General features: G+C 44.3%; 14 protein-coding genes. 3 read left to right on the forward strand and 11 right to left on the reverse strand.

The genetic code is table 11. The features are described 5' to 3' along the window. Positions 1-121: 121 nt before the first annotated feature. Positions 122-1,168 carry a 5'-3' exonuclease H3TH domain-containing protein gene (locus AB5Z12_RS01225; protein ID WP_313718522.1) on the reverse strand — a complete coding sequence of 349 codons (1,047 nt, stop codon included), beginning with the start codon at positions 1,166-1,168 and terminating at the stop codon, positions 122-124. A gap of 279 nt (positions 1,169-1,447) precedes the next feature. On the opposite strand from AB5Z12_RS01225, the gene AB5Z12_RS01230 reads away from it, so the two are divergent. Further along, complete coding sequence (locus tag AB5Z12_RS01230) at positions 1,448-1,852, forward strand: hypothetical protein (protein WP_173715990.1); 405 nt, start codon at positions 1,448-1,450, stop codon at positions 1,850-1,852. A gap of 28 nt (positions 1,853-1,880) precedes the next feature. Further along, positions 1,881-3,116: a M56 family metallopeptidase gene (locus tag AB5Z12_RS01235; RefSeq protein WP_368368535.1), complete on the forward strand. Its 1,236-nt coding sequence runs from the start codon at positions 1,881-1,883 to the stop codon at positions 3,114-3,116. 206 nt (positions 3,117-3,322) lie between these two features. Here AB5Z12_RS01235 and AB5Z12_RS01240 read toward each other — a convergent pair whose 3' ends face one another. The 9 genes from AB5Z12_RS01240 to AB5Z12_RS01280 form a co-directional block, all read right to left on the reverse strand. Further along, the gene (locus AB5Z12_RS01240; RefSeq protein ID WP_325064514.1) at positions 3,323-4,693 is read right to left on the reverse strand and encodes an MATE family efflux transporter; all 1,371 of its coding nucleotides are present in this window, start codon (positions 4,691-4,693) and stop codon (positions 3,323-3,325) included. Between the two features lie 96 nt (positions 4,694-4,789). Beyond that, positions 4,790-8,404 carry an ATP-binding protein gene (locus tag AB5Z12_RS01245; RefSeq protein WP_368356992.1) on the reverse strand — a complete coding sequence of 1,205 codons (3,615 nt, stop codon included), beginning with the start codon at positions 8,402-8,404 and terminating at the stop codon, positions 4,790-4,792. Continuing rightward, on the reverse strand, positions 8,401-9,942 hold the full coding sequence (locus tag AB5Z12_RS01250; RefSeq protein WP_368356993.1) for a GGDEF domain-containing protein: 1,542 nt from the start codon (positions 9,940-9,942) through the stop codon (positions 8,401-8,403). Before AB5Z12_RS01250 ends, AB5Z12_RS01245 begins: the two co-directional genes overlap by 4 nt. A gap of 57 nt (positions 9,943-9,999) precedes the next feature. Next, complete coding sequence (locus tag AB5Z12_RS01255) at positions 10,000-11,052, reverse strand: GGDEF domain-containing protein (RefSeq protein WP_368368533.1); 1,053 nt, start codon at positions 11,050-11,052, stop codon at positions 10,000-10,002. 376 nt (positions 11,053-11,428) lie between these two features. After that, positions 11,429-12,877 (reverse strand): tRNA (N6-isopentenyl adenosine(37)-C2)-methylthiotransferase MiaB, encoded by a 1,449-nt coding sequence (gene miaB, locus AB5Z12_RS01260; protein ID WP_118578058.1) that lies wholly within the window; start codon positions 12,875-12,877, stop codon positions 11,429-11,431. A 561-nt stretch (positions 12,878-13,438) separates the two neighbouring features. Further along, the gene (locus AB5Z12_RS01265) at positions 13,439-13,951 is read right to left on the reverse strand and encodes a DUF6465 family protein (protein WP_118578057.1); all 513 of its coding nucleotides are present in this window, start codon (positions 13,949-13,951) and stop codon (positions 13,439-13,441) included. A gap of 275 nt (positions 13,952-14,226) precedes the next feature. Beyond that, positions 14,227-16,305 carry an ATP-dependent DNA helicase RecG gene (gene recG, locus AB5Z12_RS01270; RefSeq protein ID WP_368356994.1) on the reverse strand — a complete coding sequence of 693 codons (2,079 nt, stop codon included), beginning with the start codon at positions 16,303-16,305 and terminating at the stop codon, positions 14,227-14,229. A gap of 249 nt (positions 16,306-16,554) precedes the next feature. Then, positions 16,555-18,240, reverse strand: coding sequence for a DAK2 domain-containing protein (locus tag AB5Z12_RS01275; protein WP_118578114.1), 1,686 nt, complete (start codon positions 18,238-18,240; stop codon positions 16,555-16,557). A 21-nt stretch (positions 18,241-18,261) separates the two neighbouring features. Then, complete coding sequence (locus AB5Z12_RS01280) at positions 18,262-18,621, reverse strand: Asp23/Gls24 family envelope stress response protein (protein WP_117851829.1); 360 nt, start codon at positions 18,619-18,621, stop codon at positions 18,262-18,264. A gap of 212 nt (positions 18,622-18,833) precedes the next feature. On the opposite strand from AB5Z12_RS01280, the gene rpmB reads away from it, so the two are divergent. Then, positions 18,834-19,019, forward strand: a complete 186-nt coding sequence (gene rpmB, locus AB5Z12_RS01285) for a 50S ribosomal protein L28 (protein ID WP_118578056.1) — start codon at positions 18,834-18,836, stop codon at positions 19,017-19,019. A 235-nt stretch (positions 19,020-19,254) separates the two neighbouring features. On the opposite strand, the gene AB5Z12_RS01290 is transcribed toward rpmB, so the two are convergent. Continuing rightward, entirely contained in the window at positions 19,255-19,392 is a 138-nt protein-coding gene (locus AB5Z12_RS01290; RefSeq protein WP_173715983.1) for a hypothetical protein, read from the reverse strand. Positions 19,393-19,514 lie beyond the last annotated feature (122 nt).

Below are 19,514 nucleotides of genomic sequence, written 5' to 3' on the forward strand. Positions count from 1 at the left end.
AGTGTTTTGTGAAAATTTTATGTATTTTTTGTGTAAATAAACACACATTACCAACCGTCAATTGTATTTTTCTGATATTTTCTCTTTTTTCTGACAATTAATTGTTTTCTTTATATTTCGACTATTTTGATATTTTTTCATATTCTGTCACAATACTGTTCATTTCGTAGCGCTTCAGCTGTCTGATCAGTTCTTCTGTATTAATATGAAGCCGCATATCTTCCAGGCTTTCTTTTATCTCAATATCGCGTTTCATCGTTGCCAGCTGTTCGCTTAAGTATACCATCTCTTTATTTGTTTTCAGTGCTTTCAGAGGGCTTCTGCCAATTCCAAGGTTTTCTTTCCAGAAAGTATTCAGTTCCTTTTCTTTCTTTGCCACGCCTTCGCAGTCCTCAATTGCTTCATAAATCGCGTCCAGAGTTTTATATTCTGCTACCAGCGGCGCTGCTGCTGAGGAAACGCCTTTACAGCCTGGAATTCCATCGCCTGGATCTCCGGTGATTGCCAGAAGCACAGGAATCTGTTCCGGATACACTCCTTCCTCAGAGCAGACGATTTCCGGTGTATATTCAAATACATTGGAAGGAAGTGCCTCGTAAGCCTCTTTTCCAAACAGGCCGTATGCATCCTTTAAGTTCTCCAGCTTATCCTTTGTAACAACGCGCCACATGCGGGTGTATTCGCTTACCAGCTGAAAATAATCGTGATCCTTGGTAAGCACATAGGTCTGCAGATCCGGGCCCTGAAATTTCTCCACAAGGGATGCCGCATAATCATCAGCCTCATAGTCCTGGCTCATAAATACCGGACAGCCGATTGCTTTCAGAAGCTCTTCCATCTGGACAAACTGTTCTTTTAATGGCTGGGCAGTCTCCTTGCGATTGGCTTTGTAAAAATCGGCGCCAAGCTGGGTGCGGCGGAAGGTATCTCTTGTCATATCAAAGGTAAATGCCGCGTATTCCGGCTTTACCTTCTTATAAACAGCCAGAAGGGTGCGAAGCATGGTGAACATGGCATTTGTATATTTTCCATCGGAGGTGTGCAGGATTTCCGGATAGTGTCTCTCTTTTTCCTCGTCTGTCTTTGCGAAAAGAATAGATTTGGGAAGATTTCCATAATAGGATGTAGACAGCATGGAGGAGCCGTCGATGATCAGAAATTTGGGCATGATTGTTCTCCTTCTATGATTATTTGCAGTTTCCTAACAAAGCGTTGGTTTTTACATGCTCTAGGAAGTGTCTTTTCAATATCTAATATGATATCAGACCTGTAATTTTTCTCAATCTCTCTGTAAGTATACCATAAATTTATCTTATCTGAAAAATTTCCAAAAATTTTTTCAGATTTCGTGTTATTTCTTTCTCTGGTTTTCGTATATATAGTGAAGGGAGCAGAAAACAAAATTATTTCTGAATTCCCGCTTCTACGTAGAATGAGGAGGTACTCAATGAAAAAAATAATTTTAACCTTATCCGGCGTTCTTTTTGTGATCGTCACCGGATGCTCGCTGCTGATCTGCATGATGAACGGAATTCCGAATTTGGATCAGCCGGCTGCTGCCTTTTACCTGGCGAAAGCAATTCTGTTATCCTTTAGCCTTCCTCTGGTAACCTTAGGTCTCTTCGTACACTGTTTGCAGCTTAGACGAAAGCTTGATAAGAAGAACCTGTTGTTCCGGAATGCGATGAAGGAGCTGATAAAAAATCGCCAGACCAGCTGCAGGGATTCTGGAGATTCTGATTTCCAGAGCTTTAAAAATTCACTTACCTGTCTGTTCTGTGCCTTTGCCGAAGATTCCGATCTCAGCGAAGAAGATCAGAAGGACTTGCTGGATTTTATTGACAAATTTTAAGTGAGGGACTTGCATGCTTTTAATCTGTATGAGCATAGCAGGAACAGTGCCACTGATCATCTGTCTCCTGCTCTTGCTTCTCCAAAGGAAAAAATTTTCATACCGGCTTGGCCGGAACCTGGTGTTTCTGAGTCTGGCAGGGTATTTGATACCGTTTCAGGTGGTTAAATATCTGATGCCCGAGGATTTGTTAAGAGAAACGGATTCTCTTATGAACATTTCCTACTTTATCAATTTTGATGACAAAGAAGCAATTTCTTACAACGGAATTTCACTCTGGATGTCCGACTGGATTCTTATGATTGGATTATGCTGGCTGTTTCTGGTAAGCGGTTTCAGTATTTATGAAATCATTAAGTACCATCGGCTCACGCGAAAGCTGAAAAGAATTACTGAGACGAGAAATTGTTTCTTACCTGGAATTGGAGATGTACAATATCGCATTTCTCCTCTTATCGGTTCTCCTTATACTATAGGTTTCCTGAAGCCTTTCATTGTCGCGCCGGAGAGCCTTGAGGATTCCAGATTGTCAGAAATGATTTTGAGGCACGAATATTCACACCTGTGCTGCCATGACTCAGCAGTAAAGCTGCTCTGCCTGTTAGCCATTTGCCTTCATTTTTATAATCCGTTAACATTGCTTACGCTTCTGCTTTACACCAGCTTTTCCGAAAACATTGCAGATCAAGCCGCCACCGAAGGTTTCACCACGGAGGAGAGAAAAGCCTACGCAGTCGCTCTCGTAAATCTTTCCGCAAGAAACAGACAGGTTCCTGTAGTCTGGAAAAACAACTTATTGGGGACCAAACATACAATGAAAAGGAGAGTGGAATTTATTATGAGGAAGAATAGAAAAGTCAGTAAAATTGGTACTGCTGCGGCAATATTGGCATCTGTGTTTTTGAGCGGGACTACGGTGTTTGGGTATGCGCCGATGCAGACAACGGAAGCTGCAGATTCTGTGCAACTTAATGAAACAGTATCATTTGTTGACAGTGCTTCAAACAACCCCTTTGCAAATTCTAATATCTACTTTGAAACAGATGAACATGTAAATATCTTAGTCAATGACTCCGATTTAGAACCACGTGCAATTATTTGTACTCACGATTTTAAATCTGGATATGCTGATGTTCATAATTCAAAAAGTAATGGTGGTTGTGAAGTAAAACGCTATACTGCAAAAATTTGTCAAAAATGCAATCATCTTGTCATCATGGATTATGTCGGCACATACACATACGCCAAATGCCCACACAAATAATCGCCTGCACTAACTTTAATGGGAGGAAGTTAGCCCAGCCGAATTATTAAATCATTCACACTTACCCAATTATGTCATTTTCCATTATTATCTTTCGTGAAGCTCAGAGGGAACGGAAGCTAAAAACGAGCCAGGGAAGCGTTTCGCTTTCCCTGGCTCTTACCCGTTTCAGAAACATATTATAACATTTCTCTTCTTTCTTTCCATCACGCCGCTTTCCCGGTACCCTTCAGCTGTCCATGCACCGTCCGTCTCACAAACACAAAGCAGACCACCTGCAGCACAATGGTAATGAACCAGGATGCCGGATAGGAAATAAACAAGGTGTACAGGCTTCTGTGCTGTGGGAATATCCAGAAGATCCACACAATTCTGGTACCAACCGTACCGATAATAGAAAGGATCATAGGCACACCGGAATGTCCCATTCCCCGGAGAGCGCCAGGAAAAAGATCCATGATTCCACATAAGAAATAAGGCACTGTGGTGATGGAAAGAATCTCCACACCACATCGGATAACCTCCGGATCCTCTGTGTAAACCTTCAGGATTTCACCGCCACACATATAAGATCCGCATCCCAGCACAAGGGCGATCACAAAGGACAGGATTCCGCAGTCCAGCAGCACTCTGTCCATACGTTTATATTTTCCAACACCATAATTCTGGCTGGTAAAGCTCATACAGGCCTGGGTGACCGCATTTACAGACGCATACAAAAATCCCAGAATATTATTCGCCGCCGTATAACCAGCCATAGCAGTGGAACCAAAGGAATTTACAGAAGACTGCAAAAGCGCATTGGAAATATTAATAACCGTACTCTGCACTCCTGCCGGTATTCCCACCTGGAAAATCTGTACCAGATAAAATTTCTTCATGCACAATCTGGAAAACCGGAGCTGATAACTGCTGTCCGTCATATACAGACAGCGGAGAACCAGAATACAAGAAATCAGCTGGGAAATAATGGTCGCAATGGCAACACCTGCAACACCCAGATGAAACACGATCACCAGAATCATATTCAGCACCGCGTTGGTCACACCTGCCACAACTAGGAACATCAGCGGACGCTTGGTATCCCCTACCGCACGCAGAATAGCTGCACCATAGTTATAAAGCATAAAAAACGGCATTCCCAGGAAATAAATCCTCATATACAAAGTGGACTGGTCAATCACATCCGCAGGCGTTCCCATAACCTCCAGTGCCCATCTTGAAAAAACAAGTCCTACAGCAGCCATCGCCACACCACTGACCAAAGCCAGTGTAACAGACGTATGTACCGTTTCCGACATCTCCTTCGCCTTACCTGCCGCATAGAACCTGGCAGCCAGTACATTAGCTCCCAGTGAAACACCAATAAAAAGATTGGTAAACACATTGATCAAAGCGGTAGTAGAACCAACTGCTGCCAGGGCCTGGCTGCCGGAAAACCGTCCCACCACAATAATATCCACAGCATTGAACATCAGCTGCAGAATTCCGGAAACCATCAGCGGAATGGCAAAAGAAACCAGCTTGTCCATAATGGTTCCGTTACACATATCTATTTCGTACTTATTCTTACTCAACTCTATCGCTCCCTCATCCATATGCCAGCACCACCGGAAGCCCCTTCCGGTCTGCTGCCAGAGTATATAAAAAGCTCTGGCAGGTACTGGCTCACATCATCCTTTCTGTCCTCGAAGCCATTTTTCAAGGACAGAATAAATCACATTCATGTCAATTGGCTTAGTCACATAATCACTCATTCCACACTCTGCTGCCCGGCTCTCATCCTCCTGGAACACATTTGCAGTCATGGCGATCACCGGAATAGTTTTCCAGTAGTCGCTCTCTCCTGCGCGAATATTTGCCGTGGCCTCATAACCATTCATCACCGGCATCTGAATATCCATAAAGATCAGTTCATAATAATTCTCCGGCCTGATTCCAAGAAGCTTGATCGCCTCCTGTCCATTCTCTGCCACATCCACGATCAGACCGGATTCGGACAAAAGCTCGTAAGCAATCTCCCGGTTCAGCTCATTGTCCTCCACCAGCATGATCCTGCGTCCCTTCAAAAAGCCCGGATCTTTTTCCTTCTCTTCACCAGCCTCTGCTGCCAGTAGGGCCTGGTCAGCCTCCTTCTCTTCTTCCACAAGCTTCAGATCCAGCCGCACAAGAAAAGTCGTACCTTTCCCCTGAATGCTCTTTACCTCAATACTTCCACCCATCTGCGAAATGATGGACTTGGCTATAGAAAGTCCCAGTCCTGTTCCCTGGGTAGCATTTGTCATACTGTTGTCCTCGCGGGAAAAAGGCTCAAACAGCTTCTCCTGAAATTCTTCCGACATGCCGATTCCATTATCCTGCACCACAAAAGAATAGCTTGCTTTGCCCTCTGCAAAGCTATTGCCCTGGGTTACTTTTACCTGCACACATCCATGCTCAGGCGTATACTTTACTCCATTTGAAATCAGATTGATCAGAACCTGCCTGAGTCTTACCGGATCTGCCAGCACATGATCATCCCGGATTTCTTCTATATCCATATCAAAAATCTGTTGTTTATTAACAGCTGCCTGACGGCATACTCCATCCACAATTTTCATGGTTTTGCTCAGGTACAGTGGTTCCTCGTGAAGTGTCGTAGCCCCACTTTCAATTTTTGACATATCCAGAACCTCATTGATCAGCTCCAGAAGGTGTCTGGAAGAATCATCAATCTTCTGAAGACAATCCAGAATACGTGCCGGATCGTTCAGATGATTCATAGCGATCTGGGTCATACCAAGGATTCCATTCATAGGAGTGCGGATGTCATGGGACATACTGCTGAGGAAAATACTTTTTGCCTTGTTTGCCTCTTCTGCGGACTGATATGCCTCCTTCAGACTGTTCATCAGCTGTTCATTTCTGCTGTGGCTTTCCTGGACATCTGTTGCGATCAGAGTCATCATGCCGGGCATAACATTTTCTTCGTCCAGGCAGATAAACTGGAACCGCACCCATCGGTAGGCATCTTTTGCCCGGATCCGGGCTTCACACTCATAGCTGCCCTCCTGCTCCAGAAATATATGGGAAAGCTCTGACAGTCTGATTTTCAGCCGTACTTTTTCCCAGTCGCCCGGTTCACAGTTTGGCGCCAGATATTCTTTCAGGAAGTCTCCGTAATAACCGTCTGGAATCTTTTTATCCAGAAGTCTCTGGTTTCCGCGGTAGTATACCTTGTATTTGCCAGACATCATATCCACATACAAAATGATCAGAGAATTCCTTGCCAGTGCTCCAAGAAGCTGACGGCTCTCGTTTCCGCTTTTGTGAAGAAAATCGAGAATCGTATCTCCCTCTTCATCACTTTGCTTCTGGCTGCTGGCTTCCCAGTTTTCAATATCTGTAAACAACCTGCTTTCTTCTATTTCATTTTGATCTACTGCCTTTCCATATACAGAATAACAGGTACGGATGCGTCCCGCTCCCAGCAGATATCTGAGATCTGCCCGCAGTTCTTTGTCCACTTCCAGAAGCTCCACCAGCTCCGGACAATAAACAGAACCCTTTCCCCAGGAAAACTCCTCTGCTACCTGTTCCAGCTTCTTGGCATTCTTATAGCTTCGTCCCACAAAGTCAGTGGCTGCATCCAGACAATCACTGATATGCAGTATTTCAATAAGGAAACGCACATTTGACCTGGTATTGTCAAAATCTGCCGGATATCCTATTTTTCCATCCCAGGATTTGTGATGTCCCAGAACAGCATCCCGATATTTGCGAAGAGCCGGAATCTCCTCGACGAATTTAGCCCCTTCGCAGGGATGGCTGAGAATATCATTCTTTTCCCTTTGTGTCAGCTGCCGTGACTGCTTGTTCACAATAGATGCAAGTCTGATCATTCCAATATCCAGAAGCTGTGCAGACTGGGAAACATAGTCCAGAATGGTCTCCTGATTTTCCAGCACTTCCACCACATTCTCATATCCAAAGGTTCCGATCAGAAGCTCCGGCTGCTTTTTCAGCACTACATTCAGAATTCGCCTGGCAATCTGCTCCACCATTGCACTGTGCATGGCAGTGCCCTCATCCCGGCTTACCATGATCTGCATAAGAACCAGGGTGTTTATTTCATCTCCGGTAATATATTTCAACACATCCCTGAGAGAACGCCATACTACATCATTTACAAAGGTATCGTTTTCTGTTCTGGACAGCCTGCGAATAGCATGCACATAATTGGATACACAAAAATCACGGAGATCTGGTGCTCCATGATATTCATCCGCATATTTCTCCAACAATTCCAGAATCGTCGGCAGATGGTTGATCGCAACCTGAAAATAGCGGCTGTCAGAAAAAGACACTCCCTCCTGGCTGTCCAGATCGTCATGCTCCATACTGTATTCACAGAATTTCCGATAATCCTCCAGAAGCTCCGTGCAGGTTATCTTCCCCTGATAGAACAGACAGGACTTATAATTACAGTATATTTCATCCAGCATTTCGTAGGGCTCCGGATTCTTCTCAAGCTCACGCTGATAATATTCTTCCAGTACCCGGGATGCTCTGGAAAGAAGCTCCGGATCAATCTCCCTCACTGTAAATCTCAGGACTGAATTTCCAAGAAGATCATAATTCAGTTCTTCGATCAGATCATCAAAATCAAACCGCTCTCCGTCTAATTCCCGGACTTTCTCATCATTATAAAATTCCAGTGCCTCATCAATGTACTGCAAAAGCTCCTTGGACGTGTCCAGGTTAAAGTTCATCAACACGATCGGAAAATTATAATAGGAAAAAAGGATTCGCTTCCTTACGTCAAAATCCTCAATCTCAAAATATCTGGAAGAAAGTGCCCGCAGTCTGTCAAAATACATGGCTCCTTTCTTTCCATCTTCATCACTGAAGGGACGGTTATAAAAATTTCCCAGAAGATTCAGGGTCCAGATATAAGAGTCCAGATCATCACTTTTCTGAAAATATCCATCCAGAAGCTCCAGAATTTCCAGCATGGCAAGGTTATCCTCATAGCCCTCATCATCGGCCATGCGGATCTGATGCAGAAATTCTCTTGCCAGTTCCTCGTTCAGCTCCGCCTCTCCGTCAAGGAAGGGGCGGATATACAGATTCAGAAGTGCCTCATTTTCAATGTAAAGCCGGCGCATCATTCTGGATTTGTTCTTCAGATTTTCGATCCACGCCTCCTGGTCTTCTGCCTTCAGCAGATTCTCCTGAATCTGATCTTCCGTCTTCAGATTTTCTTTGTATTTGGTGTAAAAATGAATAATATTTTCCCGCGTGATCATTCCGCCGCACCTCTTTTGGAAATACGCTCATGATTCCGGCTCTTGCACTGATACATTCTTTGATCCGCTTCCTTCACCAAATCTGCGATTTTTCCCTTTTTTTCCTCAAATGCCACAATGCCATAGGAAAAGCTGATGTTGCGGATTTCTCCGTTAATATCAAAATGAATCGGGCTCTTTTCCAGAATTTCGTTTAGCCGTTCCTGGATCTGCTCCGGCTCCAGTGCAGACAAAATAAGGAACTCATCTCCTGCATACCGGTACAGAAGATCCTGCCTGTCCATAGCACACTTCATATTCTCTGCAAAACACACCAGGTAACGGTCTCCGTTTTCATGGCCATAGCAGTCATTGATCAGCTTCAGATAATCCAGGTCAATAAATACAAGGCTGCCCTTCTTATGATTCTTCATAAATCGCTTGCTGTTGTTGTCAAAAGCCGCACGGTTCAGACAGCCGGTAAGGGCATCCTTCTCCATGGACACCTTCAGGCGTTCAATCCGAAGCTCCTCACGGGTAAGGAGACGTACCATCTGGTCGTAATTCTCCTTCTCCTGCTCCAGAGACTCCAGATACATTTTCTCGAATTCCGGTATCTGTCTCCGAAGCTCTTCCCGGTCACTTCCGTATGCAGCCGTGCGCATAAGCTTATAAACCGTGCAGAAGCTTCCACTGAAATTTCTGGCATTCTTAATGTAATTGCCAATACGTATAATATCGTCCCAGCGTTCTTCCTCCGCCATTACCTGAAGGAACTCTCCGAAATAGCAGACGCAGAAGCTTAAGGTATCCCTGGCACCCTCCCCGGCTTCCATTTTCTTCATATAATTGTTAAATTCTTCCGCAATGACCGCCTTGTCTTTTTGCTGGTAAAGGCGAAGATACAAGTCCGTAAATTCCTTCTGAAGCAGGAAAAAGGCTCTGCCATCTTCAGGAATCTCCCGTTCTGTAAGAATCGCCTGCATATCCGCTGACGCCTGCTCTGCACCTGCAACATCTCCCATTCCCAGCTTCACGTAAACCTTGCTGTCATAATAGACCAGCTCATTTAAAGTATCCGAATTCCAGAAATCCACACTGCTGTCACAGGGATCCAGTCTGGAAATATCCATCATTTTCTCCAGATAAAAATCCGCCTCAAAAAACAGTCCACAGTCTGAAAAAGCGGCTACGATAGTGTTATAAACGGATTTCAGAGGGGATCTTAAGGTAAATCCGGAATTGGCATATTTCAGGCCATATTCCACAATCTTCGGGGGAAAACCAAGGCAGAAATAAAGTCTTACCAGGGCAAGATAAAGTCTGGATTTCTCCTTGGAACGCTCCATGTGAACTCCGGCCTCCCGGCAGATTTCGATCAGAGAATAAGCATATTCCCGAAAATTATAGGCAAAAATCCCATAACTTATATAATAGATTTCTTCTGTATAAACAGTAAAATCCGATATCTGCTTCAGCTCCTCCACACAGCGTGCCACATCCTCTTTTGTCCAGGTTCCTGTTTTTACTTTATTTTTTATTTCTTCAACTGTATACATACAAGTTTTATTCTCCTGCTTATTACTGTTGTTAATTCGACAAAAGACCCGGTGAGTTTAATAGATCACCCGGTCTCTTCCCTGTTCTTTGCCCATATAAAGTTTCGCATCCACATTTTTCAGCAAGGTGTCTATATTGGACTTGAAATCATTCTCCTCCACGCCAAACGTCATAGTAACCGGAATCCATTCTCCCCTCCAGTCAAACAGATCGTTGCCCAGCTTCATGCGAAGAGTGTTGAGCATAAGGCATACTTCGTCTCCGTTCATATCCGGGAAAAAGAAGATGAATTCTTCGCCTCCCCAGCGGCACAATTTGGCATGCTCACCCAGTTCCCGGCTCATGTGCTGTGTGATCCATACCAGTACCGCATCTCCGCAGTCATGTCCCCAGTGGTCATTAATTCTCTTAAAGAAATCAATATCGCCCATACCAATGGTAAACGCCATAACAGGCTCTTTCCTGCGCTTCTCCGTAATGTACTGTATCATCTGACGGCGGTTCCACAAACCTGTCAGCGGATCGGTCCCTGCCTGTTTCTTCAACTGCTCATTATACAGCACCAGCTTCTTCTCCGCAGATTCCACATTGGAGCTGAACATACTGCACGCTACAGCCATAAGCACAAACGTCACAATGGTATTTATGATCTGTAATACAACTGTAGCCGTTTCTGTCAGGGCAAAAACAGAAATATTTACCCTGCAGTACAAAAACAGGCTGAATCGTACTGCGAACAGAACTACTGTATAGCTGACCTTATACACAAGAGAATTGTAGACAGCAAAATATACCAGTACCAGCATCTCAAACATCAGATGCTGAATACCGCAGTCCCATCCATAGAGAATAACAAACACAATCACCCATGCCAGCTGCAGACTACTGCAGACAAGCACACTGGTGTGTACCTTCAACCGGTATGTTGCATAAAAAGCAGCAACCGACATTGCTGCGAAAATATATCCTGTCCAGACCTCTGTCTTCGGTCCCACAATGCAGAATACTAACGGAATGATCAGAAAATAAAGTCCCAGAATCAACAATATAATTCTGAGAAGGAACAATATACGCTGAGGCTCATTCTCATGAACTGCTTCTTTCCTCAACAATGCATTAAATTTCCTGCACAGCCCTTTAACCATTACAGGTGCCGCCTTTCCCACGAGTGTTCAATATAATAATATTGCACTATTTATCACAAAAATGCAACCTTTTTTGTAATTATTTATATTATTTGCGCTTTTTACTTTACGGTTCAATGGTAACGTTCCGCAAGGTGTTTTTTGCGAACAAAGTTCACAGGAAGTCCGGGAATCTCAGCACGAAATCATGCGAATGCATGATTTCTGCGCATCGCAAAGCGTGTTACTGGTCACGGAGTGACAGTAGCCTTTTTGCCAAATATTGCTTTTTATTCATAGTCAGGATTACAGAATAAAAAAATCTGATATATAAATCTTTTGTAACGATTCGGCAGGTGCTTTAATCCTCCACTCTTGTTCCCATGTAATAGAAGCCTTTACAGGTATCCAGACGCACATTCACATACTTGCCAAGAAGATCCGGGGTTCCTGGAAAATGAACCAGCAGATTATACTGGGTTCTTCCTGTGAAAATACCCTTTTCCTTGCTCTCCGTCTCAACAAGAACTTCCTGAACCTCGCCCTGGAATCTGGAAGAGACTTCTCTTCCTTTCTCCTGAACCAGCTTTAGAAGGCGGTCAAAACGATCCTTCACCACATCCTCTGGAACCTGATCCTCCATCTTCGCCGCAGGAGTGCCGCTTCTCTTGGAATAGATAAAGGTAAATGCAGTATCAAAATCAGATTTCTCCACTACATCCAGAGTTTCCTGAAAATCCTCCTCAGTTTCACCCGGGAAACCTACAATAATATCTGTAGTCAGGGAAATATCCGGCACCGCTGTACGGATTTTCTCCACCAGTCCCAGATACTTCTCCTTATCATAATGCCGGTTCATGATCTTCAGGATACGGCTGCTGCCAGACTGCATAGGCAGATGCAGATGATGGCACACCTTCCTGCTCTTACTCATATATTCGATCAGCTCATCAGATAGATCCTTCGGATGAGAAGTCATAAACCGGATTCTCTTCAGCCCCTCGATCTGCTCCACCTTCTCAAGAAGCTGTGCAAAAGTCACCGGATCCTTCAAAGTCTTTCCATAAGAGTTTACATTCTGTCCCAGAAGCATAACCTCTGTAACGCCATCCGCCACCAGAGCCTCTATCTCTTTCACAATCGCCTCCGGCTCACGGCTTCTTTCACGCCCTCTTACATAAGGCACAATGCAATAACTGCAGAAATTATTACATCCAAACATAATATTCACACCGGACTTAAAAGAATAATTACGCTCTGTAGGCAGCTCCTCCACGATCTTATCCGTACCCTCCCAGATATCGATCAGCTGGCTGTCACGATTCTCCATCTCATAAAACAGCTCTGCAAACTTAAAAATATTATGGGTTCCAAACACCAGATTGACAAATGGATAATCCTTCTGGATCTTATCCACAACCTGCTTCTCCTGCATCATACACCCAAACAAAGCAATCTTCATATCCGGATTAGACTTCTTCAGACTATGCAACTTACCAAGGCGACCATACACCTTAAGATTGGCATTCTCACGAACCGTACAGGTATTATAAATCACAACATCCGCATCCTCTGTTTCCTGTCTCTTAAAACCAATCTCATCCATAATCCCTGCGACAACCTCAGATTGCTTCTCATTCATCTGACACCCAAACGTCTGCAGACAATAAGTAATCCGCCGTCCCAGCTCCCGCTCCCTCAAAGCCACCATCTCAGCCAGCTTCGCCATATAATAATACTGACGCTCTGTATCATCCTGAGGCGGTGTAATACTCGTATCTATCTTACTGAAATCAATTTCATTAAACATACTTTATTCCTTTCATAAAAAGACCCCTTGTCAAATCAAGGGGCTACTCCTGTCTATATCTAAATATTTTATCCTATTTACCCCCTTTTGTCCAGCAATTTATTTCCCCACACTAAGCACTGCCCTGCACACAAGCTCTCCATTTCCCGATCCCATCTTGCACCTTCCCACTTACACAATTATCCTCCCCCAGGCGCTGCCCGCACGCAAGCTCTCCATCCCCCGATCCCATCTTGCACCTTCCCACCTATACAATTATCCTATCCCCAGGCGCTGCCTGCAGCCGCCGTCCCTTCCCAGTAACCAGTGAGAGGAAGTGGGTGCCGTCTGGGGGCATTGCCGAAATGGGGCGTCTGGCGAGCATAGCGATCTATAAAATTGCACTGTCTGAGCCCTGCAAGGGCGAGTTTGCAATTTTATAGATCACTAGGCGGCGGAGCCAGACACCCCATTTCGGCACCGCCCCCAGACGGCACTCACTTCCTCTCACGTCCCTCGAAATCAAAAAAGGCTTCAGGGAACGCACTCACACACTCCCTGAAGCCATTCATATAGGGGAAATTACAGCTCTACGTAATGTCCCTCTGCTTCACCGTTTACTACATAATATGCCTTATTCTCTTCAGTCTTAACGTAAACTTTAATATCCTGGATATCTTCTTCTTTCTTTCCGGTCATCTCTGTCCAGGCCTTTTTCACATTTGCTACTACATCCTTAGTAGTGAATTCCTTGCCTGCATACTGAATAAAAATCTCCTCTGCTGCAACAGCCGCCTTCTTAGCAGTTCTTCTAACAGCAGGCTTCTTAGCCTCTGCCTTCCCAGCTGTCTTAGCCGGAGCCTTTGCAGTCTCCTTAACAGCCTCTTTCGCAGTCTCTTTAACGCTCTCAGTAGCAGCCTTAACAGTCTCTGTAGCTGCTTTCACAGTCTCAACAACAGCTGTCTTAACAGCCTCTGCCTTACTTGGCTCAGCCTTTACCTCTGCTGCAGCTGTAGCTTTAACCTCAGCCACAGTCTTAGCAGCCTTCTTGGCCGCCATTGTTTCTGCCTTTTTTGTAGTTCTCTTCGTAGCCATTATAATAGCCTCCTTGACGGTGAATATAATCTTCGTTTTCGCTTCTATGATAGAATACTACGAATCAATTTTTTTTGCAAGTTCTGATAAAATCCCCCTTGACAAACCATTTCTCTGAATTCATAGGTAAAAGTATACAAACAAAACCTGTTAATTTCAGGAAATCCTCGGGTACAAATCTTAAAATCCTGATAATTTTTGTTTTCTTGCACAGTTATTACCAAAAAAAGGATGGATTTTCTTATTTTTTTCGTCATCTATTTCCCTGTAAAACCTTACAATCCAAGGTTCTCAAGGTCATATTTCATATAAGCATTCAATCTTTCTTTCAATTTTTCGTGCTGGGGCAGCTCCAGCTCCCTGTCAAGATCCAGGATTCCTCCCGCAGCATCACTGGCAGCCTTCAATATATCCGAATCCTGATAAATATCTCCGATCCGAAACTCCAGCTGTCCGCTCTGACGGATTCCAAACAGATCTCCCGGTCCCCGAAGCTTCAGATCCTCCCCTGCTATAAAAAATCCATCATTCGATTTATTCAAAATCTCCAGTCTTCTGGAGGTCTCTTCCTCTTCATTTCCCTGCATAAAAATACAGTAAGACTGATACGCCCCACGTCCAACACGCCCTCTCAGCTGATGAAGCTGCGCAAGTCCGAACCGCTCCGCATTTTCTACCATCATCACCGTAGCGTTTGGCACATTTACCCCTACTTCCACTACTGTAGTAGACACCAGCACCTGGATTTCTCCCCTTGCAAACTGTTCCATGATTCCATTCTTTTCCTTGGGCTTCATTTTTCCATGGAGCATTCCAATGGTGATGTCTGATGGGAAAATCTCCCTCAGCCGTGCTGTATAGTCCGTCACGTTTTCCCCATCTGCCCCCTCACTTTCTTCGACCATAGGGCAAATCACATACGCCTGGCGCCCTTCCCGCACCTGCCTTTCTATAAAGGAGTAGGCTTTCGGGCGATAAGACGTGCCAACTACACAGTTCTTAATCGGGAGACGCATGGCAGGAAGCTCATCTATAATGGAAATATCCAGATCCCCGTATACAATGATCGCAAGAGTTCTGGGGATGGGAGTGGCACTCATAACCAGCACATGCGGCGCATTTCCCCTGGTAGTCAGTGCCTCTCTTTGCTTCACGCCAAAGCGATGCTGCTCATCGGTGATCACAAGGCCAAGATTCTCGTACACCACTTTTTCCTGGATCAGGGCGTGAGTTCCAATGATCACATTTGCCTCCCCGGATGCGATTTCTCCATAGATTCTTCTTTTTTCTTTCTGGGTGGTTGAGCCAGTAAGAAGAACCGGATGGCAGGATGAAATTTCCTGTTCCTCTATCAGCTTTGTAAATGCTTCAAAATGCTGATTTGCAAGTACCTCTGTGGGTACCATCAATGCTGCCTGATAGCCATTTTCCACAGTAAGGATCATTGCCAGAAACGCCAGAATCGTTTTTCCGCTTCCAACGTCGCCCTGAACCAGCCGGGACATAAGGGTATGCCCGCAAAGGTCTCTTTCAATCTCATGCCAGGCGTTTAGCTGTGCCTTTGTCAGATGATAAGGAAGACCTTCCATAACCTGTTCTGTGGTCCACACCGGCTTCATGGGAAAAGCGTTAGGAGCTTCTTCTGTTTTTCCCTTCAGGATCTGTACTGCCAGAATAAACAAAAGAAATTCGTCAAACACAAGGCGTTTTCGTGCCACCAGAAGTTCCTGCATATTGCCTGGAAAATGGACAGTTGAAATAGCATAATTATCATCTGCCAGATGATAAAATTCCTTAATCTCATCTGGGAGAAATTCTGTCTGCAGGCTCTGTTCATCCAGGATCTGATGCATCAGCTTGATTATCAGTTTGTTTGTAAGCCCTGCAGTAAGTCCGTATATGGGCTGCATGCTGTGAAGGATTTCTTCATAAGCCGCCGGTGTGAAAATCTCCGGATGCTCCATCTCCAGATGACCTTTTTTTCTGGAGATTTTGCCACGGAAAATAAAGCAGCTGCCTTTTTTCAGGGTGTTTTTTAAGTAGGGGGCATTAAACCATACCACAGGAAGTTTTCCGGTGGTATCTGCCACAGTGATGGAGATCACCTGAAGATTACGGATCCTGTTTACATAGACTCCGGCAGTGACTGTTCCACGAACAGACACCACGGAGTTCTCCTTCAAAGAACCAATTTCCTCCGGTGCCTCATATGAGTCGTAATTTCTTGGATAATAATGGAGCAGATCATCTGTTGTAGTGATACCGATCTTCTGAAATAGTTTTTCCGTCTTTTCTCCTACTCCTTTTAGTTCCCGAAGAAGCTTTGCCACTGTTTTTCCTCTCTTTCTGATCATTCATCTCTGTTTCCGGGTCTTTCTTCATTTGCCCGAAAAGTGTTCTCATTATTTTACAACAAAGACTGCCGATTTTCCATACTTATTTCACTTTGCACATGCTAACCACTTCGAACTCAATAACAGCTTCACGGTGCGCAAAAAACTTAATATTACCAATGAGCCTATGTTTATTGTTAAAGAAGACAGGGCGGAAATCTTCCACCCTGTCTTCCATCTCTTTATCACTCGCAGCCCTGCAGCTATTCATTACTCAACAGAAATAATGTAATAATAAATCGGCTGTCCGCCCATATTTACCTCTACTTCGCAGTCCGGATATGCTTCCTCCAGCTCTGCGGCAAGGCTCTCGGCATCCTCTTCTGTGGTCTCAGCACCGTAGTAAATGCTGATCACCTCAGAATCCTCGTCTACCATAGCTGCCACCATCTCTTTGGCAACATTCTCACGTCCCTTTCCTACTGCAAGAATTCCGTGATCACCGATTCCCATAATATCGCCCTCGTGGATTTCTTTCTCATCCAGTCTGGTGTCTCGGACTGCGTATGTTACCTGTCCGGTCTTCACCATGGATACAGCCTCCATCATGGCTTCCAGATTCTCTTCTCCATTCATTTCCGGCTGGAAGCTAATCAGAGCTGTGATTCCCTGCGGAATCGTCTTGGTAGGAACTACCACGATCTCTTTGTCCTCGGTAAGGTCTCTCGCCTGGTTTGCAGCAAGAACAATATTCTTATTATTCGGGAAAATATAAATAGTATCTGCATTTACTTCAGCGATGGCATTGAGCATGTCCTCTGTACTTGGGTTCATGGTCTGACCGCCCTCGATGATATAATCTACATTCAGCTCTTTAAACAGGGTGGAGAGTCCTTCTCCGACGGAAACACTGATAAATCCGTATTTCTTATGCTCTTTGGCAGCTTTCGCAGCAGCTTCCTTCTTCTCCTGTTCTTCCTGCTCCCGGGCAAGCTTCTCGGCATCCTTGATCAGCTTCTCCTGATGTTCCTCACGCATGTTATCAATCTTCATGCGGGAAAGTGCACCGTAGGTAAGCGCTTTCTCGAATGCCTGGCCAGGATGATTGGTGTGTACATGTACTTTCACGATTTCATCATCTGCTACCAGTACAATGGAATCACCAATTGATGTAAGGAACTCCTTGAAGCTGTGAAGCTCCTCATCTGGAAGAGGCTTATTCAAAAGAATGATGAACTCCGTGCAATATCCAAATTTGATATCCGCTTCTGCCTGCTGGGAGATCCTGGTCACTGCCGGACCGGAAGATACCTTCTCAAATGCAGAATAGTCGATTTCTTTTCCAAGATAACCATCAAATGCACCACGGAAAACTTCTAGAAGTCCCTGTCCGCCTGAGTCTACTACACCTGCTTCTTTCAGGACAGGAAGCATTTCCGGTGTGCGGGCAAGTGTCTTCTCAGCATGCTCGAAAATGGCACGGAAGAAAAGCTCCAGATTTGCAGATTCCTCTGCAATCTCAGCAGCCTTTACTGCGGCCTCACGTGCTACTGTAAGAATGGTACCTTCCTTCGGCTTCATAACTGCTTTGTATGCAGTCTCTACAGCCTTCTCCATAGCAGCTGCGATCACAACTGCATCCATTTCTTTATGTCCCTTGGTTCCCTTGGTAAAGCCTCTGAGAAGCTGGGAAAGAATAACGCCTGAGTTACCTCTGGCTCCACGCAGGGAACCGGACGAAATAGCCTTGGCGAGTGTCTCCATATCAGGATCTGTAAGACTGCTTACCTCTGATGCAGCTGACATAATAGTCATTGTCATATTCGTACCGGTATCTCCATCCGGAACCGGGAATACATTCAGCTCGTTGATCCATTCTTTCTTCGCTTCCAGGTTCTTGGCTCCTGCCAGAAACATTCTGGAAAGTATCTTGGCATCTATGGTCTGTCTATCCACCACAAGTTTCCTCCTCTAATCCTAATCTATTGCACGAACACCTTCTACGTAAATGTTGATCTTCTCAATCTCCATTCCTGTAAAAGCCTCGACTTTATATTTCACATTGTTTACAAGATTATCTGCAATAGTGCTGATATTCACACCGTACGCCACGATTACATGAAAATCAAGGCGAATCTTATTATCTTCTGTGATCTTAACATTTATACCATGCTGTAAGGAATCTCTCCTGAGCAGCTTTACAAGGCCGTCCTTCATGCTGACAGCGGCCATACCGATAATACCAAAACATTCTACTGCAACGCTTCCTGCATAAGTCGCGATTACATCCGTATCAATAATGATCTGGCCAAGGCCGGAATCTATACGTCCCTTCATATGGTTTACCTCCATTAATTTGATTTTCAAAATGTATATACCATATTATACCCTTTTTTCATTCATAACACAATGTCCAATTTTAGCACGCATCCACGCAAATAGCAAATTTATTTTAAATTGTTTTAAAATTTTCCTTTTTTTGCTTGCAAAATGTTTTTCCATCTGTTAGAATATGAACTGTTGAAAAAAAGCGTCAAGGAGGTGCTATCATGGCTAAATGCGCAATTTGTGAAAAAGGTGCTCATTTCGGAAATAATGTGAGTCATTCCCATAGAAGATCCAATAAGATGTGGAAATCAAACGTGAAATCCGTTAAGGTTAAAACTGAAGGCGGAGCTAAGAAAATGTACGTATGTACTTCCTGCTTAAGATCCGGAAACGTTGAAAGAGCCTAAGAAACACCTGCCCTCACAGTTTTGTGGGGGCTATTTTTTTTGTTTCCCGAATAAGTATTTTCTAAGTGTGGTTGAAAATCATTCCCGCAAAGTATGGCGCACATTTTGCAGAAGGCCTTTTTCAACAAACTCCAGAGCAGCTTCTCCCAGACAGAAATTATTTTAATAAAAAGGATAGTTACATAAAATGTAAATGGGTATGAAAGGATTCGCTGATAATCTTTTCATACCCATTTTATTTACAAAATAAATGATAGCCACACAGCATACACAAAGCTGCTGCAATCAGAAGTGCGGTGGTCTCGGAGACAAGCAAGCCGATCACCATTCCAAGTCCGATGAAAAACAGCATAAAACCAAGAGCTTTTCCCATAATTCATACAGCCTTGCCTCTTTGGTTTAGTATATTTTATGCTGAAATGCCACATCTGAACACATTAACTTCTAAAATAACCGCCTGCAGCTTTTATAATCAGTTACTCGATCAGACACGAT

The sequence above is a fragment of the Ruminococcus sp. RTP21358st1_G6_RTP21358_211008 genome, from assembly GCF_040908885.1.
GTDB classification, from domain to species: domain Bacteria; phylum Bacillota; class Clostridia; order Lachnospirales; family Lachnospiraceae; genus Blautia_A; species Blautia_A faecis.